The sequence below is a fragment of the Patulibacter sp. SYSU D01012 genome (assembly GCF_017916475.1).
In the GTDB taxonomy this organism is placed as follows: Bacteria; Actinomycetota; Thermoleophilia; order Solirubrobacterales; family Solirubrobacteraceae; genus Patulibacter.
This window is the reverse complement of sequence record NZ_JAFMTB010000001.1, coordinates 791,555-818,052: the sequence shown is the minus strand read 5'-3', so window position 1 is coordinate 818,052 and position 26,498 is coordinate 791,555. Positions and strand designations below refer to the sequence as shown.

Genomic DNA, 26,498 nt, shown 5'->3' with positions numbered 1-26,498 from the left:
CGTCCAGGAGATCGCGGGCGGCGCGGCCTGCCGACCGAGCGGAGACGGCGTCGGGCCCGCGGCGACGGGCGTCCGGCGGGCGCGCGGCGGGCTCCCGACGGGCCGGGGACGGGCGCTCGGCGGGGCCGCAGCGGGCGAACGGCACGCGAACGGCGACGGCGAGGCGGACGGCCTGTCTGGGCTGCGGTGCGCACCGCCCCGCGCCGCGCGTTCCGTCCCACGGTCGCGACGAAGCGCGTCGTGTTCCCGGATCGAGCGCTATGCGCTCGTTCGTTCCCCCTCGACGCCGACCCGCTCGCCGTTGGGACTCCGTGCGCGGGTCATGGGTCCTTCCCCGGACCGATATGCAGGCGTGTCATCGGTGATGACACGCGCGCATATCGCCCTGGGGAACGGCCGGGTCCGCGACGGCGGCCGAGCGTCCGCCTCCCGACGCGGCCGCGCGCCGGTCGGGACCCGCGACCCCACCAGCCGGACCGGCCGCTCGGACGGACGGCGGGTCGGACTCCCCGTCCGCCGCCCCGCGGTCGGATAGCCGGGGGACGGCGGGCGAAGGGCCGCACGGCAGACGGCCGGCCGCCAGCCCCCCGCTCAGTCGACGCGGGGCACGTCGCCCTCGAGCTGCGCCGCCACGAGCGCGCCGACCCGCTCGCGGTCCCCGGCTCGCATCGCCTGCGCCAGCTCGCGCAGGCGGTCCGCGTCCGTCGGGGCGAGCGCCCGCGCCAGCTCGGGGTAGGCGGCCACGGCCTGGTTGAGCGAGTTGAGCATCAGGCGGTACGCCAGGTTGCCGGCGCCGTCGACGACCGCCCGCCACAGCGCCTCGTACCGGCCGACGACGTCGTGCGACTCGCCCACCCCGTCCTCCACGGCCGCGGCCACGTCCTCGGCCAGCCGCGCCGCGGCCTCGCGCGTGCCGTCGTCCGCCCGGGCCGCGAACCGGCGCGCAGCGTCGACGCCGATGAGCGCGCGCAGCTCGAGGACCGAGACGACGATCTCGTGCGGCGGGGCGCCGGCCGCGTCGCCGCCGCGGACGAGATCGAGCAGCAGGTCCATCCCGCCGTGCTCGCGCCAGTCCTGCACCCGCGTCGCGCCGCCCTGCGCGATGCGCACCAGCCCGGCCTGCTCCAGCCGCTTGAGGGCCTCGCGGATCGCGTGCCGGTTCACCCCGTGCCGCTCGGCGAGCGTCCGCTCCGACGGGAGGGCGTCGCCGGGCGCCAGGCGGCCTTCGATGATGTCCGCTCGGAGCGTCTCGTGGATCGCGTCGGACACCCGGCGCGTCGGTCGCGCGGCGGCGTCGGTCATGGCGCAGGGTTCTACCAGCGGCCGCGGCGCCGGACGGCCGCCGCCGCGCGCGGGTGCCCGTCCCCACGGCCCGCCGGCCCCCCGTCCGCCATCATCGGTGGGGATGTCGTCCCCCTCTCCCGCCGCCCGACCACCGCTCGCCGGGGTCCGGGAGCGGTTGCGGGCGCTGGGGGTCGCGGCCGGCCGGCGGCGCGCCGCGGCGCTGCGGGCGGCCCTCGCGGTCGGCACGCCGCTCGTCGTCGGCGCCGCCACGGGCCACACCGCCGAGGGCGGCCAGGCGGCCCTCGGCGCCTTCGTCGTCCTGTACGGCGACGGGATGCCGTACCGGCGGCGCGCGTGGCTGCTGACCGGCATCGCGCTCGTGCTGGCCCTCGCGATGGGGCTCGGCTCGCTCGTCGCGGCGAGCGACGCGGCGACGGTCCTCGCCGCCACGCTCGTGGGGGCGTTGAGCGCGCTGCTCGTCGTGGGGCTGCGGGTCGGTCCGCCGCGCGAGTACTTCGTGGTGCTCGTCTTCCTGCTCGGGACGACCCTGCCGGTCGACGCGTCGGCGGCGCCGAAGCGCGCCGGCCTCGTCCTGGCCGGCGGCGCGATCGCGTGGCTCATCGCGCTGGCGCCCGCGCTGCTGCGCCGCCCCGGCCCCGAGCACGCCGCCGTGCGCCGGGCGACGACCGCCGTGGCGCGGCTGCTGCGGAGCGTCGGCGGCCCGGCCGCGGCCGCGGCCGGCCACGACGCCGTCGTGGCCGTCCACGCCGCCGTCGACGCGACGGACGGGTCGGGCAGCGCGGACGCGATCCGCCGGGCCGCGGCCCTGGAGCCGGTGCTCGAGGCGGCGCTGGCGCTCCACGTCGAGGACAGCCCGCCGCTCGACCGGGGCTGGGCCGCCCTGGTGCGCGACGCGCCGGACGCGTCGGCCGGCGCCCCCGGTCCGCACCCGCCCCTGCCGGACCGTGCCGCCGGTCCGCGGCTGCGGGACGCCGTCGCCGCGCTGCGGGCGTCGCGGGCGCCCGGCGCCGCGCCCGCCGCGGGCGACGACGAGCCCGAGCCGCGCCGGTGGCGCGCCCCGCTGCGCTGGTCCGTGGGCGGCGGATCGCCCTACCGTCGGGTGGCGGTGCGGATGGCGGTCGCCGTCGGCGGCGGCCTGCTGCTGGGGCACGCCCTGGGCCTGGACCACCCCTCGTGGGTGGCCGTCAGCGCGGCGGCGGTGCTGCAGGGCTCGACGTTCGTGCTCGCCCGCAGCCGGGCGCTGCACCGCACCGTCGGCACCGCGATCGGCGTGCTGCTGGCGGGAGCGATCTTCGCGCTCGACCCGTCCACGGGCGTCGTGATCGCGCTCATCGTGGCGCTGCAGGCGACGATCGAGCTGTTCGTCGTCGCGGCGTACGGGTTCGCGGTCGTCTTCATCACGCCGCTGGTCCTGCTGCTGATCGAGGTGGGCGGCGCCGGGCCCGCCGTCCGCTCGCTCGCGGACGTGCGGCTCGTCGACACGATCGTCGGCAGCGCGCTCGGCGCGCTGATCGCCGTCCTGGCGCGGCCCGCGCGCGGGCGCGGCCACCTGGCGGCGGCGCAGGCGGACGCCATCCGTGCCGCCGGCGACGTGCTCGTGCCCGCGCTGACCCCCGGGGCCACCCGCGAGCGGCTCGTCGCGGGCCGCCGGCGCATCCAGGGCGCGCTGCTGCGCCTGCGGGCGGCCCAGGGCGACGCGATCGGCGACGCCATCCGCCGCGATCCGCGCGCCGACGTGCGCTGGCCCGTCACCGCCACCGTCGAGCGGTTGGCGCACTTGACGCTCGCCCTGCCGGACGAGCCGGGGCGGCTGGGACCCGCGGGCGCGGACCCGCAGGCGGTGCGGGCGGTCGTCGACGCGTTCGCCGCCCGGGCGGAGGGGGCCGGCGGCGACGCCGGGCTGCTCGGCCGCGAGGTCGCGCCGATCCCCGGGCTGCCGCGCACCACGCGCACCCTCGAGGCGCTGCGGGCCGAGCTCGCGGACCTCCCGGCGTAGGCGCACGGCGCCGCCGACCCGGCGGCCCCGCCCCGGCCCCGTCGGCCGTCGCCGACCCGGGGCAGGACCGCCCGGCCGCTGCCCTAGGCTCCGGCGCCAGATGTGCCTGTCGCCCGAGGTCGACTTCGTCGCCGGCACCGCGATCGCGGGCGTCGGCGTGGCGACCCTCGCCGCCGTCCGCCGCCCGCGAGACCTGCTCGTCGCGGCGCTCCCGCTCGGCTTCGGGATCCACCAGTTCGTGGAGGGCTTCGTGTGGCTGGGCCTGCGCGGCCAGGTCGCCCCCGCGGTCGGCGATGCTGCGCGCGACGCCTACGTGATCTACGCGCAGGCGGTGCTGCCGATGGTCGTGCCGCTCGGCTTCGCCCTGCTCGAGCCCGACCGCCGGCGCCGCCGCTGGGTGTGGCCGTTCGCGCTGCTCGGCCTGCTCACCGGCCTGTACCTGCTGTGGCAGGTCACGGCGTGGCCGGTCCTCGCCGAGGAGCGCGCGCACTGCGTCGCCTACACCACGCACACGCCCTACGCCCTCCCGAGCGCCACGGCGTACGTGCTGGCCGTCTGCGTGCCGGCGCTCGTCTCGAGCCAGCGGCACCTGCGCTGGTTCGGCGTCGTCAACGTCGTCGGCCTGCTCGGCGCCGCGACGATGCAGGAGGAGGAGTTCACCTCGGTCTGGTGCCTGTACGCCGCGGTGATGAGCGTCCTGATCCTGGTCCACTTCCGGCGCGCGGGCCGAGACCGGCCGCACCCGCACGCACTCGCCGCGGGCCCGGCTGGTCCCGCGCCGTAGCTGAGCGGCGGGCGCCCGGGGCGGGCGGGCCCGCAACGCGCCCGCCCCCCTCGTCCGGGCCGCGGCGCCTAGGCGCCGGCCCCGGACGCCGCCTCCGCCCGCTCGCCGTCGGCCGCGTCGATCCGCGCGCGCAGCGTGTCGGCGTCGTAGCCGCACTCCAGGCGCGTGCCGTCGAGGAACAGCGTCGGCGTGCCGCTCACGCCGCTGCGGGCGGCGCTCGCGACCTCGGCCTGCACGGCCGGCAGGCGCACGTGGTGGCGCAGGTCGTCGGCCATGCGGTCGGGGTCCAGGCCCAGGTCGTCCGCGATCTCGAGCAGGTCCGCCGGGCCCAGGTCGTCGCCGACGGGGTGGGCGAGCAGGCGCCAGTGCATCGGCCAGAAGCGGCCCTGCGCCGCGGCCGACAGCGCGGCCTCGGCGGCCAGCGTCGCGCCGGGGTGGGCGTCCTCGTTCGGCAGCTGCCGGTGCACGAAGCGCACGCGGTCGCCCACCGCCTCGCGCAGGCGGTCCAGCTCGGGCCGCAGCGCGCGGGTGTGCGGGCACTCGTAGTCCCCGTAGACGACGACGGTGTGCGGGGCGTCGGCGGGCCCCAGGATGCGGTCGTAGAACGGGTCGACCGGCGGGTCCAGCGGGACGTCCGCCGGGGCCTCGTCCGGCGCGGCGGCCCGCTGGCGCGCCAGGCTCGTCAGACCCAGGCCAGCGGCGAGCACGGACGCCACGAGCACGCCGAGCTTGGCCTCGTCGCGCAGCAGCTGGTCCGTGAACGCCAGGTCCGCGACGAACAGCGAGACGGTGAAGCCGATGCCGGCCAGGGCCGCGGACCCGAGCACGTGCCCGCGCCGCATCCCCGCCGGAAGCGGGCCGACGCGCAGCCGGACGGCCAGGAGCGTCGCGCCCGCGATGCCGAGCGCCTTGCCCGCCACCAGCCCGGCCACGACGCCCAGCGTGACCGGGGACGTGACGGCGTCGGAGAGCACGTCGCCGCTCAGCGGCACGCCGGCGTTGGCGAGCGCGAACAGCGGGACGACGACGTAGCTCGTCCAGGGGTGGATCGCCTCCTGGAAGCGCTCGTTGGGCGAGACCGCCCCGGCGATCTCGAGCACCGCCGCGCGGCCCTTGGCGGGCGTCGGCGTGCGGCGGAACAGGCGGGCGATGCTGGCCGCGCGCTCCAGGTCGGCGCGCTGGGGCGGGTGGACCGCGGTCAGCAGCCCCATCGCGACGCCGGCGATCGTCGGGTGGATGCCCGACTCCAGGGTCGCCACCCACAGGACGAGGCCCGCGACGAAGTACGCCGGCCCGCGCCAGGGCGGCCCGAACCGCCGCAGCAGCACGATGGCGGCCAGGATGACGCCGGCCGCGGCCAGCCACACCAGCTCGATCGACGCGGAGTAGAAGATCGCGATGACGATGATCGCGCCGACGTCGTCGACGATCGCCAGCGTCAGCAGGAACACCCGGACCCCCGGCGGCACCCGGTCCCCGAGCAGCGCCAGCGCGCCCAGGACGAAGGCGATGTCGGTCGCCATGACGATGCCCCAGCCGTGCGCGCCCTCGCCGCCGACGTTCACCAGCGTGAAGATCAGCGCCGGCACGACCATGCCGGCGACGGCGGCGATCGCGGGCACGGCGGCCGCGCGCCGGTCGCGCAGCTCGCCGAGCTCGAGCTCGCGCCGGATCTCCAAGCCGACGACGTAGAAGAAGAACGCCATCAGCCCGTCGTTGACCCAGTGCGCCAGGTCGTGGTCGATGCCCTGGCCGGCGATCTCGATCTTCAGGTGCGCGCCCCACAGGTCCTCGTAGCTGCCGGACAGCGGCGAGTTGGCCCAGACGAGCGCCAGGACGGTGGCCGCCAGCAACAGCCCGGCGCTCCCTGTCTCGGTGTGCAGGAAGGCGCGCAGCGAGCGCGACGTGCGCTCGGTCCAGGGGGTGCGGGCGGGCGGGCCGTGCGAGCCGGCGGAGGAGGGATGGTGCTCGGTGCTCACGGGGACTTTCGGGGTCGACGACGTGTGTCGCCGACCAGACTTCCCGGCACACCCTGCCGTCCAGCGTAGCGTGCGGCGCTCAGACGCTCGCCCCGCCGGGTGCGCTCCCGCGATCGCCCTCGCCGGCCGTCGGCGTGCCGCCGGGCGCGCCGCCGGAGCGGTCCTCGCCGCCCGCCTCGCCGGGCGCGTCCTCTCCCGTCGCGCCGCGCGCGACGTCCTCGCCGTCCAGCCCGTCGCCGTCCAGGAACCCCGGCGCGGCGATGAGGAACGTGCCGCAGACGACGAACGCCAGCATCAGCGCGACGCCGGCCAGCAGCGTCAGGGTGCGGTCGAAGACGACCATCAGCAGCACGCCGACCACGAGCAGGACGGGCGTGACGCGGCGCAGCCGCCGCTCGCGCGCGGGGCTCATCGCGCGCTCCCGTCGCCGTCGCCGGCCTCGACCGGGCGGAAGCGCTGGTCGAGCGGCTCGTACCGCTGGTCGAGCGTGCCGCGCAGCACCAGGCGGAAGAGCAGCCACAGCGAGGGCGCCAGGACGACGACCGCGATCGCCGTCGAGACGAGGACGGCCGAGAGCGTCGCGTCGCCGGCCGCCGCCTCGTCGATCGTCAGCTGCCCGGGCAGGAACGCGGGCTGCTGCGCGACCGCCCACGCGGCGACGAGGCAGACGACCGCGAACGCCGCGGTCAGGCGCGCCGGCCCGAAGCGCTCCGTCCGCCACACGAGCGCCATCGTCGCCAGGCCGGACAGCGCCGAGACGACGACGAGCACGAGCGCCCACCCGTGGGTCAGCCCGTCGAAGAGCGGGCGGGCGTCCTGCCGCAGGACGACCAGGCCGGCGAGCGCCAGGACGCCCGTGACGGCCCCCGCGCCCAGCGCCCGCCGCCGGAACGCGCGGACCAGCTCGGGCTTCTCGGCGCGGCGCGCGTCGGCGCACAGGAAGACGGCGGCCAGGTACGCGCCGACGGCCACCGCCAGCACCCCGACGAAGACGCCCGTCGGGTTGAGCCACGACGTGATGGGGTCGCCCGCCGCGTTGCCCACGGGCACGCGCCCCGACGCCACCGCGCCGACGGCGGCGCCCATCGCGAACGGCACCAGGACGGAGGACGACGCGAAGAGCGCGCCGAGCACGCGGGCCTCGCGGATCGTGCCCGCCTCGCCGCGGAAGGCGAACGCGGCGCCGCGGAAGATGATCCCGATCGCCGCCGACGACAGCGGCACGTAGAGGGTCGACGTCGCCGAGCCGAACGCCACCGGGAAGGCGGTCCAGAAGACGGTCAGGATGAGGATGAGCCACACGTGGTTGGCCTCCCACACCGGGCTCATCGAGCGCTGGACGAGGCCGCGAACCTCGCCGCCGCCCCGCGCGCCGCCCGCCGTCAGGTCCCAGAACCCGCCGCCGAAGTCGGCGCCCGCCAGGACGACGTAGGCCGTCAGCCCCGCCAGCATCACCGCCGCGCACAGCTCGGCCATCAGTCCGCCGCTCCCGACGCCGCGGCGTCGCGGCGGCCACCGCCGCCACCCTCGTTCTCCGTCTCGGGCGGCCGCGACGCCAGCCGCCGCAGCAGCCACACCACGCCGCCGGCCAGGCTGACGTACACGAGCACGAGGATCGCGAAGCCGGCCGGCAGCCCGCCCGCGTCCGTCACGGCCTGCTCCGTGCGCATGTGGCCGTAGACGATCCACGGCTGGCGGCCGACCTCGGTCGTCACCCAGCCCGAGATGAGCGCCACCACCGTCAGCGGCGCCGCGGCGATGACGGCGCGGTAGAACCACTTCGAGCGCGGCAGCCGCCGTCGCCGCCACCACGTCACCAGGTACCACAGGCCCAGGACCACGAGCCCGGTGCCGATGGCGATCATCGCCTGGAACGCAAAGCGCACGACGTTGATCGCGTCGGGCTGGTCCGCGCGGGGCGTCTGGTCCAGGCCCTGGATCGTCGCGGTCGGGTCGTGCGCCGCGAGCAGCGAGAGCAGCTTGGGGATGCCGATGCCGTACTCGACCTCGCCCTTCTCGGCGTCGTAGATCCCGCCGATGTGGAACGTCGCGCCCTGCTCCGTCCTGCCCAGGCCCTCCATGGCGGCGAGCTTCACGGGCTGGTGGTCGGCGACCTCGCGCCCCGCCCAGTCGCCGACGATGACCTGCACCGGCGCGACGAGCGCCGCGATCGTCAGCGGGATGACCAGCCCGGCCCGGTGGTACCGGGTGCGCCGGCCCTTCAGCCACGCGACCGCGTAGACCGCGGCGACGATGAAGCCGGTGACGAGGTACCCGGCCAGGTACATGTGGACGAGCTCGTGCCAGACGAAGCCGTTGCCGAAGAGCGCCTCCCACGGCCGCGCCTCGGTCACCTTGCCGCCGGCCTGCTCGAAGCCGCCCGGCTGGTTCATCCACGCGTTGACCGCGATCACCATGAGCGATCCCGTCACGCCCGCGATCGCCACGGGGATGCCGGCCAGGAAGTGCTGCACCCGGCCCAGGCGGTCCCAGCCGTAGACGTAGATCGCGATGAAGATGCCCTCGACGAAGAACGAGATCCCCTCGAGCGTGAAGCCCAGGCCGAAGACCTCGCCGTACGTCCCCATGAAGTTGGGCCACAGCAGGCCGAACTCGAAGGAGAGGATCGTCCCCGTCACCACGCCGACGGCGAAGAGCAGCAGCATGACCTTCGACCAGCGCTTGGCGAGCGCGCGGTAGACCGGGTCGCCGGTGCGCAGCCACAGGCCCTCCGCGAAGAGGACCATCGCCGGCCACGCGATGCCGAAGCAGACCAGCGGGATGTGCACCGCCAGCGACATCGCCTGCATGTTGCGGGCGAAGAGCAGGTGCTCCTGGTCGGGCGTGCCGAGCGCCCCCGCGTCCGCCAGGATCGGCGCGAGGGCGCTCATGCTCAGGCCCTCGGGACGGGGGCCGAGCGGTGGACGACGCGCCAGGCGCTGACCTCGTCCAGCAGCTCCGGGCCGTAGCCCAGGCCCAGGCCGGAGCTGCGCCGCGGCTCGGCCGCGCCGCCGGGCGCGCCGCCGAAGACGGCGTTGACCTTCAGCGTGCCGACGTCGAGCTCGCGCGTCGCCCGGCGCGCGTGGCGCTCGTCGGCGGTCAGCACGGTGCCGGCCAGGCCGTACTCCGTGTCGCCCGCCAGGCGCAGCGCCTCGTCGAAGTCGTCGACGACGATGACGGGCGCGACCGGGCCGAACGTCTCCTCGCGCCACACGTCCATGTCGGGCGTCACGTCCGTCAGGACGGTCGGCGGGTAGAAGCTGCCCTCGCCGCCGGGGATGACGCCACCCGTGCGGACCTGCGCTCCCGCCTCGGCGGCGGCCGCCACGTGGCGGTGGACGCCGTCGCGGTGCCGCTCGTCGACGAGCGGCCCCATGCCCGTCTCGGGGTCGCTGCCGGGACCGACGCGCAGCGCCTCGGCCTCGCGCACGAGCGCCTCGACGAAGGGATCGGCGATCTCGCGGTGCACGAGGATCCGCTCGACCGCGACGCAGATCTGGCCGGCGTTCGCGAACGCGCCCAGGGCCGCCTGACGCGCCGCCCAGTCCGGGTCGACGTCGCGGTCGACGATGAGCGCGTCCTTGCCGCCGAGCTCGACGATCGCCTTGCGCAGCAGCGACGCGCAGCGCACCGCGATGTCGCGGCCCGCGGCCACGGAGCCGGTGTGGATGACCAGGTCGACGCCGTCGGCGGCCACGAGCGCCGCGCCCGTCGCGCCGTCGCCCTGGATCAGCGTCACGACGCCGGCCGGCAGGGCGTCCGGCAGCAGCTCGACGGCGCGGGCGACCGCGAGCGGCGCGCGCTCGGACGGCTTCACCACGACCGTGTTGCCCATCACGACGCAGGCGGCGATCTGCGCGCAGGCGAGCGCGACCGGGTCGTTCCACGGCAGCAGCACGGCCGCGACGCCGCGCGGGTGGCGCTCCATCACGTCGTCGGCGTCCGGCGCGCCGGCCAGCCGGCGGCCGCGGTGGGTCGGACCCAGCTCCGCGTACTGCTCGATGGCCCCGATGCCGGCGTCCACGCCGCCGCGGGCGTCGCCCGCCGGCTTGCCCATCTCCCGCGTCACCAGCGTCGCGATCTCGTCGGCGTGCGCGTGCAGCGCGCGGGCCCACGCCTTCAGCACGCCCGCGCGCTCACCGGCGGGCGTGTCAGCCCAGCCGCGGAAGGCGCCGCGCGCGGCCTCGACGGCGTCGCGGATCGCGGCGGCGTCGGCGGTGGGCACCTCGGCGACCGTCTCCCCCGTCGCCGGATCGCGGACGACGATCGTGGTGCCCTCGGGGTCCTGGACCGGAGCGGGCGGATCGATGGTGGCGTGGGGCACGTGGGGACCTCCGAGGGTCGCGAGGACGGACCGCCGTCCTGTACCCGGCGGGGCCGTCGGCCGAACCCATGGCCCCAGGGCCGGCGGGTGCGCCCCGCGCGCGGCCCGCCGCGCGTCAGCGCCCGGCGGGGTCGAGGACGAAGACCTTCGTCGCGATGTCGGCGTGCGGGTCGATCGCCGTGAGCATCGTCAGCACCCGGCGACCCGTGGCCTCGGCGACCACGGCCGCCAGCTCGTCGCGCGCCTCGTCGTTGACGGTGCGGCGCAGGTCGCGCACCTGGTCGACCAGCCCCTGGTCGCGCAGCGTCCGCTCCAGCGTGGTCATCGAGCCGTGCAGCACGCACACGACGGCGTCCTGCCCGGCGTGCCGCGTCTCGATCCGCACCGGTCCGCGGCCCACCCGCGTCTTGTGGAAGTGCGCCATCGCGTCGGACACCACGGCGAGGACGTCGTGCTCCTCGGGCGGCGTCATCGGTCGGGATCCCGTGGTCGGCGAGGACGGAGCGGCACGCCGCCATTGTGCCCCAGCTCGTGGCGGGTGTGGGAACCGTGACGACCGGGCACCGGCGCACCCGGTGGCGCGGCGGGACAGCGAGCCGGCCGCGCGCCTGAAGCCGCCCGACCGGCGTCCGGTGTCCAGCGAGGCACCGGGCGTCGGCGAGCGGGCGCGACGCACCCGCCGATTGGCCCGGCGGCGCCGGGGTACCGGCAGACGCATCCGCCGCCCACCGGGGCGGCCCGCGACGAAGGAGGAGTCGTGCCCGACGAACGACAGGCCGCCCGCTGGCCCGGCCACACGCTGTACGACGAGAACGGCGGCAAGGTCGGCAAGATCGAGGCCGTCTTCGCCGACGAGCACACCGGTCAGCCCGCGTGGGCGACGGTCAGCTCGGGGCTCTTCGGCCGCAAGCACCACTTCGTCCCGATCACCCACGCCCGCGAGGTCGAGGACGGCGTCGCCGTCCCCGTGGCGGGCGACCTGATCAAGGCGGCGCCGCAGGCCGACGCCGACGAGGCGCTCAGCCTCGAGGACGAGCGCGCCCTCTACCGCCACTACGGCCTGGACCACGGGTCGGCCCTGGCGGCCGAGCGGCGGGCGGCGGACGAGCCGCGCGAGCAGGCGGCCCGCGAGCGGGAGGAGCGCGAGGAGCGCGAGCGGCGCGAACGGTGGGAGGCCGAGCAGCGCGAGCAGGAGGAGCGCCCGGGCGACGACGCCCCGCGGCCGCTCGGCCGCCACGAGGCGCACGACGACCTGCAGGCGACCCGACCCGCGCCGGACGCCCTTCCCGAGCGCGACGCCACGGGCACGCCGGACCCCGCGCCGTTCGACCACGACACGGGCGCGACGGACCACGCCGCCCCCGTGCCGGACGCCCGTTACGTCGGCCGCCCCACGGTCGACGACGACCACCGCGTCCTACCGGACCACGTGATCGACCCGGCGAACGCGGGCGCGATGGCCCCCGCGCCGCGCCCGGCCGACGAGTCGCGCGGCGAGCACGCCGGCGTCGGCACCCGACTGCGCCGCCTCTTCGGCGGCACCCCCAAGGAGGACGACCACCATGGCTGACCAGCAGCCCGCCCAGCCCGCGTCGGAGGGCGTCGCCGCCCGGCGCCTGGACCCCGCCGCGGTCGACCACGACCACGACGGACGCCCCGACCTGTCGCCCCGCGACATCCGCGAGCGCCAGCGCGAGAAGTTCGGTGGCTTCCACGTCGGGCCGGCCATCTTCGGCTGGCTCGTCGCGATCGGCATCTCGGTGATCCTCGCCGCGATCCTCAGCGCCGCCGGCGCCGCCATCGGCCTGACGGACGCCGACACGCAGGTCTCGTCCGGCGAGGCGAAGACGATCGGCATCGCGGGCGGCGTCCTGCTCGTGCTCGTCTTCGTGATCGCCTACTCCTGCGGCGGCTACGTCGCGGGCCGGATGGTGCGCTTCGACGGCGCCCGCCAGGGCTTCGGCACCTGGGTCATCGGGATCGCGATCACGGTTCTGCTCGGCCTGCTCGGCGCCATCGCGGGCTCGCAGTACAACGTGTTCGAGCAGCTCAACCTGCCGAGCCTGCCGATCTCGGGCAACGCGCTGACCACCGGCGGCGCCGTCACGGCGCTCGTCATCCTGGTCGCCTCGCTCGTGGCGGCCGTCCTGGGCGGCCGCGCCGGCGAGCGCTTCCACCGCCGCATCGATCGCGCCGGCGTCTGAGGCGCCCCGCCGCGCCGCGGCCCCGTGGCCGCGGCGCCCGGTCCGGCACGCCGCGCGTCCGTCCCCGCGCGGCCGCCGGCCGGTCGCGTGGCCCGCACCGGCGGGCCGCGCGTCGTCCGGGCGCGCATGGTCCGGACGATCCGGGGTAGCCGGGCTCCACGGCCGGCCCGGCCACCGCCGATCCGGCCACCCCCCCGACCCCGGAGGACCCCATGAAGGCCCTGACCTGGCACGGCAAGCGCGACGTGCGCATCGACACCGTCCCCGACCCCACCATCGAGCACCCGACCGACGCGATCATCAAGGTCACGTCGACCGGCATCTGCGGGTCCGACCTGCACCTGTACGAGGTGATGGCGCCCTTCCTCGACGCGGGCGACGTCCTGGGCCACGAGCCGATGGGCATCGTGGAGGAGGTCGGCGCCGAGGTCACGCACATCAAGCCCGGGGACCGCGTGGTGATCCCGTTCAACGTCTCCTGCGGCCACTGCTTCATGTGCGACGCGGGCCTGCAGTCGCAGTGCGAGACGACGCAGGTGCGCGAGTACGGCTCGGGCGCCGCGCTGCTCGGCTACACGAAGCTCTACGGCCAGGTCCCCGGCGGCCAGGCCGAGTACCTGCGCGTGCCGCAGGCCCAGTACGGCCCGATCAAGGTGCCGCACGGTCCCGCGGACGACCGCTTCGTCTACCTGTCCGACGTGCTGCCCACCGCCTGGCAGGCCGTCGAGTACGCGAACGTGCCGCAGGGCGGCTCCGTCGCCGTCCTCGGCCTAGGCCCCATCGGCCAGATGAGCGTCCGCATCGCCAAGCACCGCGGCGCCGGCAAGGTCATCGCCCTCGACCTCGTCCCCGAGCGTCTCGCGCTGGCGCAGCGCTACGGCGCCGAGGTCATCGACATCTCGAGCACCGACGACGTCACCGCCGCGGTCCAGGAGCTGACGGACGGCCGCGGCCCGGACGGGGTCATCGACGCGGTCGGCATGGAGGCGCACGGCGCGCCCGTCGGCAAGTTCGCGCAGACGATCGCGGGCCTGCTGCCCGACGCCGTCGCCCAGAAGGTGATGGAGACCGGCGGCCTGGACCGCCTGAGCGCCCTGCACGCCGCGGGCGACATCGTCCGCCGCGGCGGCACGATCTCGCTCTCGGGCGTCTACGGCGGCATGGCCGACCCGATGCCGATGCTGCAGCTGTTCGACAAGCAGGTGAACATCCGCATGGGCCAGGCCAACGTCAAGCGCTGGATCGACGACCTCATGCCGCTCGTCAGCGACGAGAGCGACCCGCTCGGCGTCGAGCGGCTGGCCACGCACAAGCTGTCGCTCGACGACGGCCCGAAGGCGTACGAGACGTTCCAGAAGAAGGAGGACGGGATGATCAAGACCCTCCTCCAGCCGCACGGCCCGGCTTGAGCGGGCGCGCCCGGCGGCACCATCGCCCCGGCCCCGCTCCGGGTCCGGCGGCCGTGGGGCTGTCGCCCACCCGCCCGAGCGTGCGGCGCACGCAGGGCGGGGCACCCCCGCCACCCGGGCGGGGGCGACGCGCGGCGCTTGCGCCATCGGGCGCATCCGTGGGAGGGTGCCGCCCGTTGTACTCGTAGAGCGACGCCCGGCCGGGCGTGAACCGACGTACGGAGGTCCCCATGGGCTCTGGCCTGCTGCAACCCACCCACCTGATCATCCTCGCGGTGGTCCTGCTCGTCGTCTTCGGACCGAAGCGCATCCCCGACGTCGCGAAGTCCCTCGGCTCCGGCATGCGCGGCTTCAAGGACTCCCTGCAGGGCGGCGACGACCACGCCGCCGTGACGAAGGCGACGGCCGACGAGGCCGCCCCCGCCCGCGACTGATCGCCGCGCCGGCGCGCCCCCGCGGCGCGCCGCCCGGCCCGGGCCCGTGCGCATCGCGTGGCGCCCCGCCGGGTAGCCGTCCGTCGACCGCCCCCCACGGAGAAGGCCGATGGACGACAAGCTGCTCGCGATCTACGTCAACGACCACCTGGCCGCCGCCACCGGCGGCGTCTCGCTCGCGCGGCGGGCGCGGGACGCGCACGAGGGGGTCGACGCCGAGCTGCACGAGCTGCTGGCGTGGTTCCACGACCAGATCGCCTGGGACCGCGGTCAGCTCGTCCGCGCGCTCGACCTGCTGGGCGCCCCGAAGGACCGGCTCAAGGTCGTGGCGGGCGCGATCGGCGAGCTCGTCGGTCGGGTGAAGGCGAACGGCCGCATCGTCACGCGCTCGCCGCTGTCGAGCCTGGTCGAGCTCGAGGGCCTGTCGATCGCGGTGCACGGCAAGAGTCGCGGCTGGATCGTGCTGCAGGAGCTCGCGCACCCCAAGCTGGCGCCCATCGACTTCGCCGAGCTGCTCCGCCGCGCCGACGAGCAGCAGCGCCGGATCGAGGAGGCGCGCCGCCGCGTGGGCGCCCGCGTGCTCGCCGGCGGCGACCCGCACCCGTAGGGCCGCCCGCCCCGGCGGCCCTACGGCCGCCGCCCCGACGCCCGGGGACGCGGCTCAGGCGGCCGCCGCGTCGTCCGCCTGCAGCGCACGGATGCCGGCGGCGACGAAGAGCAGCGCCCGGTCGACCAGCCGCACGGCCTCCTCGCGACGCTCCTCCAGCGGCAGGCGCTCCGACGCGTCGCACTCGTCCGCCGCGTCGCCCTCGGCGCCCAGGACGTCGAAGACCGCGAGGGTCGCCGCGGCCGCCATGCGCGGCTCCAGCTCGTCGGGCGAGGCGCCCAGGTCCTCGGCGATCGCGCGCACCAGCAGGCGCTCCGCCTCGAGCATCTGCCCCCGCTCGTACGCCGCGAGCGACTCCTCGGTGGCGAGCAGGCGGCGCTGCCGGCGCGACTGCTCCACCCGCTCCTCCCACAGCGGCAGCTGGTCGTGGATCCAGCCGCGGACGGCCTCGATGCTCGACTCGCCCGGGCCCCGCCCCTCGAGCCGCTCGGCCAGGCCGGTCAACGCCTCGCGCAGATCCGGGAAGACCAGCTCCTCCTTGGCGGGGAAGTACGACGAGACGGTGCGCGGCGAGACGTCGGCGGCCTCGGCGATCTGCGGGATCGTCGTGGCGTGGAAGCCCTGGCGGTCGAAGAGGTCGAGCGCCACCCGGGCGATCGTCTCCCGCGTGTGCTGCTTCTTGCGCTCGCGCAGCCCTGGCCGTGTGGCGTCCGCCATGACGCAAGCCTAGCGACTCTGCCGGCATTGCAACTCCGCACCACGGGCAAAGTTGCATGACCTGCGATTTTGCAGCTGCTGTGCTACCGTCCGCCGGGCGTCGCCCCCGGCGCGCCGTCCTCCCACCGGCCCGGAACCTCCCATGTCATCTCTGCTCGCGCGGCTCGCCCGCACGCTCTCCCACCACTGGAAGCGCAGCCTGGCGGCCGCGCTCGCGATCATCGTCGTGCTCGGCATCGTCGCCGGCACCAGCTCCCCCGCCCCCGACGACTTCTCCGCCCCCGGCACCGAGACGCAGAAGGCGCTCGATCTGCTGAGCGCCCACAGCCCCGCCCTGGCCGGGTCCGAGGCGACCGTGGTCTTCACCGCGAAGGACGGGAAGATCACGGACCCGCAGAACCGCCAGGCCGTCACGTCCGCGCTGGCGAAGATCAAGCCGCTCGTCGGCCGGGGCACGGTCAGCGACCCGTTCGCCAAGGGCGGCACCGTGTCGCCGGACGGCACGATCGCCGCCGTCGACGTTCGCTACACCACCGAGCCGCAGGACCTCGAGACCGAGGACGGCAAGAAGCTCGAGGACGCCGCGCGCACCGCCGAGAAGGGCGGCACGGTCGACGTCGCCATGCGCGGCGTCGTGGTGGACATCGCCGCCGAGCAGGACGCCCCGGTCGGCGAGCTCGTCGGCATCGCGATCGCGATCGTGCTGCTGACGCTGCTCTTCCGCTCCGGCGCCGCGATGGCCGCCACGATCTTCGGCGCGCTGCTCGGCGTCATGGTCGGGCAGCTGCTGCTCACGGCGCTCGCCAAGCCGCTCGGGCTGCCCGAGTTCGCGTCGATCATCGCCGTCATGCTCGGCCTCGGCGCCGGCATCGACTACGCGCTGCTGATCATCGGGCGCTACCGCGAACAGGTCGCCGCCGGCGACAGCGTGCGCGACGCCGCCGCGAAGGCCGCCGCGACGTCGGGTTCGTCGGTCGTCGCGGCCGGCCTGATCGTCATGGTCGCCATCGCGGGCCTGCTGGTCATCGGCATCCCGATGATCGGCAAGATGGGCATCGGCGCTGCGATCGGCGTGGCCGCGGTCGTGGTCTCCGCGCTGACCGTCCTGCCGATCATGATCGGCGCGCTCAAGCGCTGGCTGACCCCGAAGAAGGCGGCGCACGTCGCGGCCTCCCCGGGCTTCCGGACGTGGGCAGAGCGGATCACCGCGCGCCCGTGGCTGTCGATCCTGGCCGGCGTCGTGATCCTGCTCGTCTTCGCCGCGCCGGTCACCCAGATGCGCCTGGGCCAGCCCGACGACGGCAACCAGCCGACGTCGAAGACCCAGCGCGTGGCGTACGACCAGCTGGCGAAGGCCTTCGGCCCCGGCTACAACGGCCCGTTCCTGCTGGCCATCGACACCGGCGGGGCGCAGAAGCCGACCCAGCAGCAGCTTGCGAAGCTGCAGGCCGCCGTGGCGAACGCCCCCGGCATGGTCAAGCAGAGCGTCAGCCCCGCCACCCCCACCCCGGACGGCAAGGCGGCGATCATCTTCGGGACGCCGACGTCTGCGCCGCAGGACGCGAAGACCAGCGACACCCTGGCGACGCTGCGCGACGACGCGATCCCGCAGGCCACGAAGGGCACACCGCTCGAGGGCAAGGTCTACGTCGGCGGCAACACGGCGGGGTTCGAGGACTTCTCCGACAAGGTCGCCTCGCGCCTGCCGGTGTTCATCGCGCTCGTGATCGGCCTGTCGGTGCTGCTGCTGATGGCCGCGTTCCGCTCGCTGTGGATCCCGCTCGTCTCGGCCGTCTTCAACCTGCTGTCCGTCGGCGCCGCCTACGGCGTGGTGGTCGCGGTCTTCCAGAAGGACGTGGGGGCGAGCCTGCTCGGCGTCGACAGCGGCGTGCCGATCGTGTCGTTCATCCCGGTGATGATCTTCGCGATCCTCTTCGGCCTGAGCATGGACTACAACGTCTTCCTGCTCTCCCGGGTGCACGAGGCGTACAACGAGGGCGAGCGGCCGCGCCAGAGCGTGATCACGGGCGTGTCCCGGATCGGCAAGGTCATCCTCTTCGCCGGCCTGATCATGGCCTCGGTGTTCCTGGCCTTCGTCACCCAGCCGGACGTCACGGCGAAGATGATCGGGCTGGGCCTGGGCCTGGCGATCCTGATCGACGTGCTCGTCGTGCGCCTGATCATCGCCCCGGCGGTCGTCACCCTCCTCGGCGACAAGGCGTGGTGGCTGCCGAAGTGGCTCGACCGCATCCTGCCCAACGTCTCGCTCGAGGGGCACCTGGTGCAGAACCGGGACCCGCGCGGCGAGCCGCTGCCGGGCGTCGAGGTGCCCGCCCAGCACGGGCACGCGGCGCCGGCCGACTGACCCGCGGCACGCCCGCCCCGCAGCACCCCGAGACCCGGCGCCGCCGGGTCTCGGCCGTTGCGGGCCACGGCACGGCGCGCCCGCGGGCCCGTCCCCTACCGTGGTCGCGATGGCCGGACGCCGCTCCTCCCGCCGCGGGGCCCGCGGCGGCCCGCCCGCCGAGACGGTCCGCGTGGAGTCGGGCGTGGGCGTGCTCGAGCTCGTTCCCGACCGGGCCCGCCCCGGCGGCCGCCTGCTGCTGATCGACGGGCTCGCCCACGGGTACGTCGACCTGGACGACCCGGCGCACCTGGAGCTGGACTACGTCGCCCGGATCGGCGCCGCCCTCGAGGTGCTGCTGCCGCGCGGCGCGGCCGCCGACGTGCTGCACCTGGGCGGCGGCGCGTTCAGCCTGCCGCGCTACCTCGCCAGCACCCGGCCGGCGGTGACGCAGACGGTGGTGGAGCGCTCCGGCGCCGTGATCCGCCTGGCCGAGCGGCACCTGCGGCTGCGCCGCGGCCCGCGCCTGCGGGTGCTGCAGGGCGACGCCGGCGCCGAGACGGAGGCCTCCCCCGACGACGCGTACGACCTCGTCCTCGGTGACGCGTTCGTCGGCACCGAGACGCCGGCCCCGATGGCGACGGTGGCGTTCGCGGCCCACGTCCGCCGCGTGCTGCGCCCCGGGGGCCGCTACCTGCTCAACGTCGTCGACCAGCCGCCGTGGCCGTTCGCGGCCGAGCAGGCGGCGATCCTGCTGCGCACCTTCGGGCACGCCCTCGCGTTCGGCGGCCGCGACGTCGTCCGCGGCCGCCACGCCGGCAACGTCCTGCTGCTCGCGTCGGACGCGCCGCTGCCCCGCGACGCGCTCGCCCGCCGCCTGGCCGGCGGCGCCCACCCGGCCGAGGTCGTCCCGGCCGAGCGCTTCGCCGACCGCGCCTGACGCATCGCAATTCCACTGCCGCGGTATCCGCTGGCCCGCGCGGCGATCGTGTGGTTCGATCCCCGCGTGAGCACGGCCCGCGAGGAGCAGAACCGGCGCCTGCTCCGGGCGCGCGACGCGATGGACCGGCGCTTCGCCGAGCCGCTCGACGTCGCGGCCCTGGCGGCGATCGCGCACGTCTCCGAGGCGCACTTCATCCGCACCTTCCGGGCCACGTTCGGCGAGACGCCCCACCGCTACCTGCAGCGGCGACGCATCGAGCGGGCGATGGCACTGCTGCGCGATCCCGAGCGCCGCGTGTCCGACGTCTGCCTGGACGTCGGCTTCACGAGCCTGGGAACGTTCAGCCGCACCTTCCGCGCGATCGTCGGCGAGTCGCCGTCCGCGTACCGCGCCCGGCAGCACGGCCACCTCCAGGCCGTGCCCTCCTGCTTCGCGATGCGCTGGGAGCGACCGAGCAGTTCTGGAGAAGTCGCGGCTCCGAATTCGGGATAGCTTCGCCGCATGCTCACCGGGATCACCCACTCCGCCGTCTACGTCACCGACCAGGACGAGGCGCTCGCCTTCTACGTCGGCAAGCTCGGGATGGAGGTGGCCGCCGACGTCGACCTGGGCGTCATGCGCTGGCTGACCGTCCGGGTGCCCGGCCAGGAGGGGCGCGAGGTGCTGCTCGAGGTGCCGGGGCCGCCCGCGCACGACGCGCAGACGGCGGCCGGGGTGCGAGCCCTGGTGGCGAAGGGCGCGCTCGGGCTGGGCTTCATCCTCACCGTCGACGACTGCCGGGCGACGTACGAGGCGTGGAAGGCCGCCGGCGTCGAGTTCACGCAGGAGCCGACGGAGCACTTCTACGGCATCGACTGCGGCGTCCGCGATCCGTTCGGCAACCACCTGCGCGTCACGCAGCCCGCCCCGACCGGCGCGGCGCCCGACCCGGCCGCGCTGCGCGCCGAGTTCGGCATCTGAGCGGACGCCGCCCACCGGCGCACGGTCGCGAACGTGCCGGCATCCCTCGCTGGCGGCGTTCCGCGGCCTCCGCGGCCCCCGCGCCGGACGTCCGGCCAGCACGACGCCTGGATCCTCAACGCGGCGGCCCGCCGGCCGACCAGTCCGGACGTCGTCTCCTCCTACGCATTCGGAGCTCCATGCCCAACCGCACCACCCGCGCCGCGCTCGGCGCCGTCGCCCTGTCCGTCCTCGCCCTCGGCCTGCCGGCTGCCGCGTCCGCCGACGTCGAGGCGGGCGCAGGGCGGTACATGACCGGCGGCCCGACCGTCGCGATCGGCCCGGGCAACCGGGCCCTGCAGACCTTCGTCACGCCCCCCGGCAACCCGGTGATGCGGGACTTCACCATCGGGGGCCTGACCCCCGGCGGCTACGTGCGGGTCGCGATCTTCCCGGCCGACGCCAACGCGGTCCGCACGGGTCCCGACGTGTGGGCCGAGCCCAACGTCATGGTCGACACGAACGGCTGGGCGGTCGCCTACGCCGGCGACCTGAAGCTGGACCCGACGAAGCGCTACGCGTTCGAGGTGACGTCGGCGAGCGCCCGCGACATCGGCACGACGCCGTCGACCGGGGACGACTTCTACGCCGGCGGATCCCTGTTCACCGACAACGGCGGTGGACCGGTCGGCAGCAGCTCCGACCTGGCCTGGCAGGCGACCTTCGGCTTCGGCCGCTTCGACAACCCGTTCGGCTTCTTCGGCACCCAGGCCGCCGCCACCCTCAGCGCGCCGCAGCACTTCACGTTCCAGAACCAGAGCGAGCAGGACGTCCTCGTCCACCGGATCCGGTTCGACAAGGCGGGCGACCGCGACGACTTCGTCGTCGTCGGCGACGACTGCGCCGACACCAAGCTCGCACCCGGCGAGGAGTGCACGTTCGGCGTGCGCTTCGCCCCGGTCGACGGGCCGTTGCCGGCGCACCGTCAGGCGCGGGTGCGCCTGGACACGGACCACGGCCCCTCGTCGTTCGTCGATCTGTCCGGCGAGGCCGGCGCCCTGCCGAGCGGCCCCAAGGGCGACCCGGGGACGAACGGCAGCGACGGCAAGGACGGCACCAACGGGACGGACGGCACCAACGGGACGGACGGCAAGGACGGGGCCCCCGGCCACGACGGCGCGAACGGTCACGACGGCGCGCCGGGCAAGGACGGGGCCAACGGCACCAACGGTCACGACGGCGCGCCGGGCAAGGACGGGGCCAACGGCCACGACGGCGCTGCCGGCAGGGACGGGGCCAACGGCACGCCCGGCGCCCCGGGCGACGCCGGCGCGGCCGGCAAGGACGGGGTCGCCGGCAAGGACGGCGCGCGCGGCGAGAAGGGCGACGCCGGCGCCAAGGGCGAGAAGGGCGACAACGACGTCTACCTCTGCACCGTCAAGGGCGCGAGCGCGCCGCGCGCCGCCTGCTACCTGCGCGTCGCCGCGCCGAAGGCGGCAAGCCTCGCACGGGTGCAGATCCGCCGCGGCGGCAAGGTCGTCAAGCGCGCGACGCGACGCGTCGGCGCGAACGGCAGCGTCCGGCTGCCCGCCGGCCTGAAGGCCGGCCGCCGCTACCGCGTGCGCGTCGTGTTCACCGCCGGCAGCCGCAAGGTCGGCACGTTCAACACGGTGGTCGTCGCGCGCTGAGGCGCAGGGGTGGCCGGCCCGCCGGCCACCCCTGCGCCGGACCGCTGCCGCCGCGGGCGTTCAGGCCCGCGGCGGCAGCGTCTCGGCCACCCAGCCGGCGAGCGCCGGCACGTGCTGCGGCGCGATCTGGTGGCCGCCGTCGAAGTCGAGCGCCGTCAGGTCCAGGCCGCCCTCGCGCACGAGCGCCCGCGCCCGCTCGGCGAACTCGTACCCGATGACCGGGTCGCGGCGGCCGTGCGCGTTCAGCACCCGCGTGGCCGTCCGCGGCGCCAGGTCCGGCGTCCAGCCCTCGACCGTCGGCACGAAGCCGGACAGCCCCAGGACGCCCGCGACGACCGGGCGGCCGGGGCCGAGGCCGAGCGCGTGGCTCATCACGGAGCCCATCGAGAAGCCGCCCAGGACCGTCCGCGACGGCGCGATGCCGGTGCGCTCCCACAGCGCGTCGTGGAACGCGGACAGCGCCAGGAACGACGTGCGGAACGTGTCGGGGTCCGGGTAGCCGACCCGGGGAACGACGTACCAGTGCTTGCCGGGCCAGCCCGGCACCTGCAGCGGCGCGCCCGGCGTGACGACGTGCAGCCGCCGCTCGGGGTCGAGCACGTCGGCCAGGCCGATGAGGTCGTTCTCGTCGGACCCGCGGCCGTGGTGCAGGACGAGCAGGCCGTCGGCCTGGCCCGCCGCGGGGCGCTCGCGGAAGACGAGCTCGGGGATGTCGGTCGTGGGCACGGTGATCGCCTCCGCCGGCGGCAGCCCCGCCGGCATCTAGTTGCAAGTGCAATCACTGTAGCGCGGCGATCCCGGTCCCCGCAACCGCGCCACGGCGCCGCGCCGGGTGGCGCGTCCGGGCCCGTCGACGCGGGCGCGTCCTCCGAAACGCGACGGGGCCCGGCCGCCGAACCGGCGACCGGGCCCCGAGGAGCGGGTGCGGCGCGCGGGCGCCGCGCGGGCGGCTCAGGCGTTCGCCGGCGCCTCGATGTTGCGCTTGAGGATCTTGCCGGTCGGCCCCTTGGGCAGCTCGTCCACGATCCACACCTTGCGCGGGTACTTGTACGCGGCGACCTGCTCCTTCACGTACGCCTGCAGCTCGTCGGCCGTCACGTCGGCGCCGGGCTTCAGCGCCACGGCGGCGGCGACCTCCTCGCCGAGGTCCTCGTGCGGGATGCCGATGACGGCCGCCTCGGACACGGCGGGGTGCTCGTACAGGACCTCCTCGATCTCGCGCGGGTAGACGTTGTAGCCGCCGCGGATGATCAGGTCCTTCTTGCGGTCGACGATGAAGTAGAAGTCGTCCTCGTCCTTGCGGGCCATGTCGCCCGTCGAGAACCAGCCCTCGTCGTCGATCGCGGCGGCGGTCGCCTCGGGGTTCTTCCAGTAGCCCTTCATGACGTTCGGGCCCTTGACCTGCAGCTCGCCGACCTCGCCCTGCGGCACCTCGGCGCCCTGGTCGTCGACGATGCGCAGCTGCACGCCGTCGAGCGCGACGCCGATCGACCCCGGCTTCTGCGGCAGGTCGACCCGGCTGAACGACGCCACCGGCGACGTCTCCGACAGGCCGTAGCCCTCCAGGATCGGGGCGTGGAACGCCTCCGTGACGCCGCGCAGCACCTCGACCGGCAGCGCCGACCCACCCGAGATCAGCAGGCGGATCGAGCTCGTGTCGAACTTCTCGCGGTCGGGGTGGTGCAGGATCGCGCCGTGCATCGTCGGCACGCCCATGAAGACCGTGACCTTGTCGCGCTGGATGATCTCGAGCGCCGTCGTCGGGTCGAACCGCGGCAGGAGCGTCACCTCGGCGCCGGCGGCGACCGCGACGTTCAGCGTGCACGTCTGGCCGAAGACGTGGAAGAACGGGAGGCCGCCGAACAGGACGTCCTCCTCGGTGGGGGAGTAGAGCCCCAGGCACGCCTCGACGTTCGACCCGATGCTGTGGTGCGTCAGCTCGGCGCCCTTCGGGTGCCCGGTGGTGCCCGAGGTGTAGAGGACGACGGCGGTGTCGTCGCCCGCCTTCTGGGCGACCTCCTCGACCGGCTCGGCGGCCATGACGCGCTTGCCGATGTCCTCCGGCTCGATGAGCAGCACCTCGGCGCCGTCGACCTCGGCGGCGCCGCCCTCGGCGGACTCCGCGAACCCGTGCCACGCGAGCAGCAGCTTGGCGCCCGAGTTCTCCAGGTAGAAGGCGACCTCGCGCTTGCTCAGCAGCGGGTTCATCGGCACGACGATCGCGCCCAGGCGCAGCGCGCCGTAGTAGGCGAGCGGGAAGTGCGGGACGTTCGGGAGCATGATCCCGACGCGGTCGCCCTCCTGCACGCCCAGGTCGCGCAGCAGGCCGGCGACGCGCTGGCTCGCGGCGTCGAGGCCGGCGTACGGGATGGCGACGTCGTCCAGGCGGATGGCGGTCCGCTCCGGGAACTTGGCGGCGGTCGCCGTCAGGAGGGTGGCGAGGTTCGCGTTCGCGGCATCAGGGGCCATGGCGGCATCCTGCCACTCCGCGCGGTTCCGTGCACCCTGTCACGTAGGCCGTCCCCGCGGACGCCGTCCCCGGCGAGCACTGGCGATACTCGCGGGTAGGGCCCGACGCCCCGCCTCGACGGCGGCACGGGCGCCTGGCGCCTCGCCGCTCGCCACGACCGTCGAGCGCCTCCGCGCCGACGGCCGTCCGCCCGTGCGGGGCCGGCGTTCCCCTCCGCGGGGGGCGCCGCGCCGCGACTACGCCCGGTTGAACGTGTCCGGGTCCGGGCCGGTGCGGTGGCCGCGGTCGAGCGCGTCGATGGCCAGCACGTCCTCGGCGGTCAGCTCGAAGTCGAAGACCTCGATGTTCTGCCGGATGCGCTCCGGCGTGACGGACTTGGGGATGACGACGTTGCCGATCTGCAGGTGCCAGCGCAGGACGACCTGGGCGGTCGTGCGGCCCAGGCGCTCCGCGATCGCGGCGATCGTCGGATCGTCCAGGACCGCGCCCTGGGCGATCGGGCTCCACGCCTCGGTCGCGATGCCGTGCTCGGCGTGGAACGCGCGCAGCGGGGCCTGGGTCAGGTACGGGTGCAGCTCGACCTGGTTGACGTCGGGCACGACGTGCGACTCGGCGAAGAGCCGCTCCAGGTGCGCCGGCTGGAAGTTCGAGACGCCGATCGCGCGCGTCTTGCCGTCCTTCTGCAGCTGCTCGAACGCCTTCCAGGTCTCGACGTAGCGGTCGCGGTCGGGCGTGGGCCAGTGGATCAGGTACAGGTCGACGTGGTCCAGGCCGAGCTTGCGCAGGCTCTCCTCGGCCGCTCGCAGCGTCGAGTCGTGACCCTGCTCGGAGTTCCACAGCTTCGTGGTGACGAACAGCTCGTCGCGCGGGATGCCGGACTTCGCGATGGCGGCGCCGACGCCGGCCTCGTTGCCGTAGATCGCGGCGGTGTCGATGGAGCGGTAGCCGGCCTGGAGCGCCGCGGTGACCGCCGCCTCGGTCTCGTCGTCCGGCACCTGGAAGACGCCGAATCCGAGCTGCGGCATCTCGATGCCGCTCTTGAGCGTGATGGTGGGGACCGTCATAGGGGGCCTTTCGCCGTGGTCGAAGGGGGCGCGGGCCCGGCGGCGGCCGGGCGGGTGCAGACGCCTCGCCCGACACGGATACCCGGTGCTCCCGCGCGCAACCATCGGTTGTAGCCGAGCGCCCGACGCGGCCCCGGACGGGGCACGAGGCGCCGACGCGGCCGGCCGTCGGGGGCCGACGTCCGGGCCGCCCGTCGACGGGCGACCGGCGACGGCCGCACGCCGACGGCGCCCGCCGGGGGGCGACGGTCGGCGAGCGACGGCTAGTGCCGGCCCCAGACGGGCGGCGCGGGGTCGCCCGTGAAGGTGCGCATGCGGACGTCGGCCTCGGCGGACCGGCGCGGGCGGCCCGCCGCGTCCGTGGCGGTCGGGTCCTCGGCCGCGAAGAGCCACGCGGCGGACGCCAGCTCGCGCAGGCGCAGGCAGACCTCCCAGGACGGATCCTCGGGACGGTCGTAGCCGCGGCGCACGGCCTCCCACCACGACGGGTCGGCGCCGTAGCGGCGGGGGTGCAGCGCCGCGGGCGCGAGGTCCCACGCGCGCGGGCCGACGCCGATCAGGTCGAAGTCCGCGAGCACCGCGCGGCCCGTGCCCGTCTCGTGCAGGACGTTGCCCGGGTGGGCGTCGCCGTGCACGACGCCGTGGGGGGTCGAGTCCGCCAGCGCGGCCAGGTCGGCCTCGACCGCCGCCAGCGCCCGCTCCAGCAGGTCGACCTCGTCGTCGGAGAACGCCGGGTGGGCGCGCAGTCCCCGCAGACGCGCGGCGACGAGCTGCGGCGCGCCCCAGTCGGGGAGCGCGGCGTCGTAGCTGGCGGTGGCGTCGTGGAAGCGCCGCAGCAGCGCGCCGAACGCCTCGCCGCCCACGCCGTCCTGCGGGTCGTGCGCCACCCACTCCCAGGCGGTCGCCCACCGGCCGTCCACCCGCACCGGCGCCGCGCCGGGCAGCGGGCGCACCGCCGGCACCCCGGCGTCCTCGAGGAACGCCGCCAGGTGCAGCTCGCGGTCGATCGCGGCGCGGTCGCGCGTCTCCGGCGCCACGCGGACGACCGCGTCCCCCACGCGGTAGCTGGCGTTCGTGCCCAGCCGCAGGAGCTCCGGCGTGCCGCCCAGCCCCCAGGCGTCGGCGGCGGCCGCCACGAGCGGCCGCGCCTCCTCGGGCGTCCAGGGGCGGCGGGTCTGCTGCATCCCCGCATCATCCCCCACCCCGACGCCGCCCGGCGGGCCGGACCCCGCCCCGATCCCGGGGGGACGCGGCGCCGGATCGGGGCCCGCCCGGGGGCATCCCCGATGGG

The 26,498-nt window shown here is 75.8% G+C and carries 24 protein-coding genes; 12 read left to right on the top strand and 12 right to left on the bottom strand.

Going from position 1 to position 26,498, the window contains the following annotated elements; translation table 11 throughout:
* Positions 1-591: 591 nt before the first annotated feature.
* A complete protein-coding gene (locus tag J3P29_RS03625; protein WP_210491671.1) occupies positions 592-1,302 on the bottom strand; it encodes a GntR family transcriptional regulator in 711 nt (236 codons plus the stop codon).
* A 103-nt stretch (positions 1,303-1,405) separates the two neighbouring features.
* Here J3P29_RS03625 and J3P29_RS03620 point away from each other — a divergent pair, with 103 nt between their 5' ends.
* Complete coding sequence (locus tag J3P29_RS03620; protein ID WP_210491670.1) at positions 1,406-3,301, top strand: FUSC family protein; 1,896 nt, start codon at positions 1,406-1,408, stop codon at positions 3,299-3,301.
* A 100-nt stretch (positions 3,302-3,401) separates the two neighbouring features.
* On the top strand, positions 3,402-4,085 hold the full coding sequence (locus J3P29_RS03615) for a DUF6629 family protein (RefSeq protein WP_210491669.1): 684 nt from the start codon (positions 3,402-3,404) through the stop codon (positions 4,083-4,085).
* Positions 4,086-4,153: 68 nt separating this feature from the next.
* On the opposite strand, the gene nhaA is transcribed toward J3P29_RS03615, so the two are convergent.
* The 6 genes from nhaA to J3P29_RS03585 form a co-directional block, all read right to left on the bottom strand.
* Positions 4,154-6,064 carry a Na+/H+ antiporter NhaA gene (gene nhaA, locus J3P29_RS03610; RefSeq protein ID WP_210491668.1) on the bottom strand — a complete coding sequence of 637 codons (1,911 nt, stop codon included), beginning with the start codon at positions 6,062-6,064 and terminating at the stop codon, positions 4,154-4,156.
* Positions 6,065-6,143: 79 nt separating this feature from the next.
* A complete protein-coding gene (locus tag J3P29_RS03605; protein ID WP_210491667.1) occupies positions 6,144-6,476 on the bottom strand; it encodes a hypothetical protein in 333 nt (110 codons plus the stop codon).
* A complete protein-coding gene (locus J3P29_RS03600; protein WP_210491666.1) occupies positions 6,473-7,540 on the bottom strand; it encodes a cytochrome d ubiquinol oxidase subunit II in 1,068 nt (355 codons plus the stop codon). The genes J3P29_RS03605 and J3P29_RS03600 overlap by 4 nt, the downstream gene beginning before the upstream one ends.
* Positions 7,540-8,955 (bottom strand): cytochrome ubiquinol oxidase subunit I, encoded by a 1,416-nt coding sequence (locus tag J3P29_RS03595; protein WP_210491665.1) that lies wholly within the window; start codon positions 8,953-8,955, stop codon positions 7,540-7,542. The genes J3P29_RS03600 and J3P29_RS03595 overlap by 1 nt, the downstream gene beginning before the upstream one ends.
* Positions 8,956-8,957: 2 nt before the next feature.
* Complete coding sequence (locus tag J3P29_RS03590; protein WP_210491664.1) at positions 8,958-10,388, bottom strand: aldehyde dehydrogenase family protein; 1,431 nt, start codon at positions 10,386-10,388, stop codon at positions 8,958-8,960.
* Positions 10,389-10,503: 115 nt separating this feature from the next.
* Complete coding sequence (locus J3P29_RS03585) at positions 10,504-10,860, bottom strand: Na-translocating system protein MpsC family protein (protein ID WP_210491663.1); 357 nt, start codon at positions 10,858-10,860, stop codon at positions 10,504-10,506.
* 285 nt (positions 10,861-11,145) lie between these two features.
* Between J3P29_RS03585 and J3P29_RS03580 the strand changes: the two genes are divergently transcribed.
* The 5 genes from J3P29_RS03580 to J3P29_RS03560 all read left to right on the top strand — a co-directional run bounded on the left by J3P29_RS03580 (position 11,146) and on the right by J3P29_RS03560 (position 15,042).
* A complete protein-coding gene (locus tag J3P29_RS03580) occupies positions 11,146-11,958 on the top strand; it encodes a PRC-barrel domain-containing protein (protein WP_210491662.1) in 813 nt (270 codons plus the stop codon).
* The gene (locus J3P29_RS03575) at positions 11,951-12,592 is read left to right on the top strand and encodes a hypothetical protein (RefSeq protein WP_210491661.1); all 642 of its coding nucleotides are present in this window, start codon (positions 11,951-11,953) and stop codon (positions 12,590-12,592) included. Before J3P29_RS03580 ends, J3P29_RS03575 begins: the two co-directional genes overlap by 8 nt.
* 212 nt (positions 12,593-12,804) lie before the next feature.
* A complete protein-coding gene (locus tag J3P29_RS03570) occupies positions 12,805-14,001 on the top strand; it encodes a zinc-dependent alcohol dehydrogenase (RefSeq protein ID WP_210491660.1) in 1,197 nt (398 codons plus the stop codon).
* 230 nt (positions 14,002-14,231) lie between these two features.
* The gene (locus J3P29_RS03565) at positions 14,232-14,435 is read left to right on the top strand and encodes a twin-arginine translocase TatA/TatE family subunit (protein ID WP_210491659.1); all 204 of its coding nucleotides are present in this window, start codon (positions 14,232-14,234) and stop codon (positions 14,433-14,435) included.
* 109 nt (positions 14,436-14,544) lie between these two features.
* The gene (locus tag J3P29_RS03560) at positions 14,545-15,042 is read left to right on the top strand and encodes a hypothetical protein (RefSeq protein ID WP_210491658.1); all 498 of its coding nucleotides are present in this window, start codon (positions 14,545-14,547) and stop codon (positions 15,040-15,042) included.
* Between the two features lie 54 nt (positions 15,043-15,096).
* On the opposite strand, the gene J3P29_RS03555 is transcribed toward J3P29_RS03560, so the two are convergent.
* Positions 15,097-15,759: a TetR/AcrR family transcriptional regulator gene (locus J3P29_RS03555; RefSeq protein ID WP_210491657.1), complete on the bottom strand. Its 663-nt coding sequence runs from the start codon at positions 15,757-15,759 to the stop codon at positions 15,097-15,099.
* Between the two features lie 142 nt (positions 15,760-15,901).
* Here J3P29_RS03555 and J3P29_RS03550 point away from each other — a divergent pair, with 142 nt between their 5' ends.
* The 5 genes from J3P29_RS03550 to J3P29_RS03530 all read left to right on the top strand — a co-directional run bounded on the left by J3P29_RS03550 (position 15,902) and on the right by J3P29_RS03530 (position 21,673).
* A complete protein-coding gene (locus J3P29_RS03550; protein WP_210491656.1) occupies positions 15,902-18,124 on the top strand; it encodes an MMPL family transporter in 2,223 nt (740 codons plus the stop codon).
* 109 nt (positions 18,125-18,233) lie between these two features.
* Positions 18,234-19,043, top strand: a complete 810-nt coding sequence (locus J3P29_RS03545; protein WP_210491655.1) for a fused MFS/spermidine synthase — start codon at positions 18,234-18,236, stop codon at positions 19,041-19,043.
* Positions 19,044-19,109: 66 nt separating this feature from the next.
* Positions 19,110-19,538 (top strand): AraC family transcriptional regulator, encoded by a 429-nt coding sequence (locus J3P29_RS03540; RefSeq protein ID WP_349239760.1) that lies wholly within the window; start codon positions 19,110-19,112, stop codon positions 19,536-19,538.
* 9 nt (positions 19,539-19,547) lie between these two features.
* Positions 19,548-20,006: a VOC family protein gene (locus tag J3P29_RS03535; RefSeq protein WP_210491654.1), complete on the top strand. Its 459-nt coding sequence runs from the start codon at positions 19,548-19,550 to the stop codon at positions 20,004-20,006.
* A gap of 179 nt (positions 20,007-20,185) precedes the next feature.
* A complete protein-coding gene (locus tag J3P29_RS03530; RefSeq protein WP_210491653.1) occupies positions 20,186-21,673 on the top strand; it encodes a collagen-like protein in 1,488 nt (495 codons plus the stop codon).
* Between the two features lie 60 nt (positions 21,674-21,733).
* Here the strand turns inward: J3P29_RS03530 and J3P29_RS03525 are convergent, their stop codons facing one another.
* The 4 genes from J3P29_RS03525 to J3P29_RS03510 form a co-directional block, all read right to left on the bottom strand.
* Positions 21,734-22,399 carry a phospholipase gene (locus J3P29_RS03525; RefSeq protein ID WP_349239759.1) on the bottom strand — a complete coding sequence of 222 codons (666 nt, stop codon included), beginning with the start codon at positions 22,397-22,399 and terminating at the stop codon, positions 21,734-21,736.
* Positions 22,400-22,624: 225 nt separating this feature from the next.
* Positions 22,625-24,142, bottom strand: a complete 1,518-nt coding sequence (locus J3P29_RS03520) for a long-chain fatty acid--CoA ligase (protein WP_210491651.1) — start codon at positions 24,140-24,142, stop codon at positions 22,625-22,627.
* 237 nt (positions 24,143-24,379) lie between these two features.
* On the bottom strand, positions 24,380-25,207 hold the full coding sequence (locus J3P29_RS03515; RefSeq protein WP_210491650.1) for an aldo/keto reductase: 828 nt from the start codon (positions 25,205-25,207) through the stop codon (positions 24,380-24,382).
* Positions 25,208-25,470: 263 nt separating this feature from the next.
* The gene (locus J3P29_RS03510) at positions 25,471-26,391 is read right to left on the bottom strand and encodes a phosphotransferase (protein WP_210491649.1); all 921 of its coding nucleotides are present in this window, start codon (positions 26,389-26,391) and stop codon (positions 25,471-25,473) included.
* Positions 26,392-26,498 lie beyond the last annotated feature (107 nt).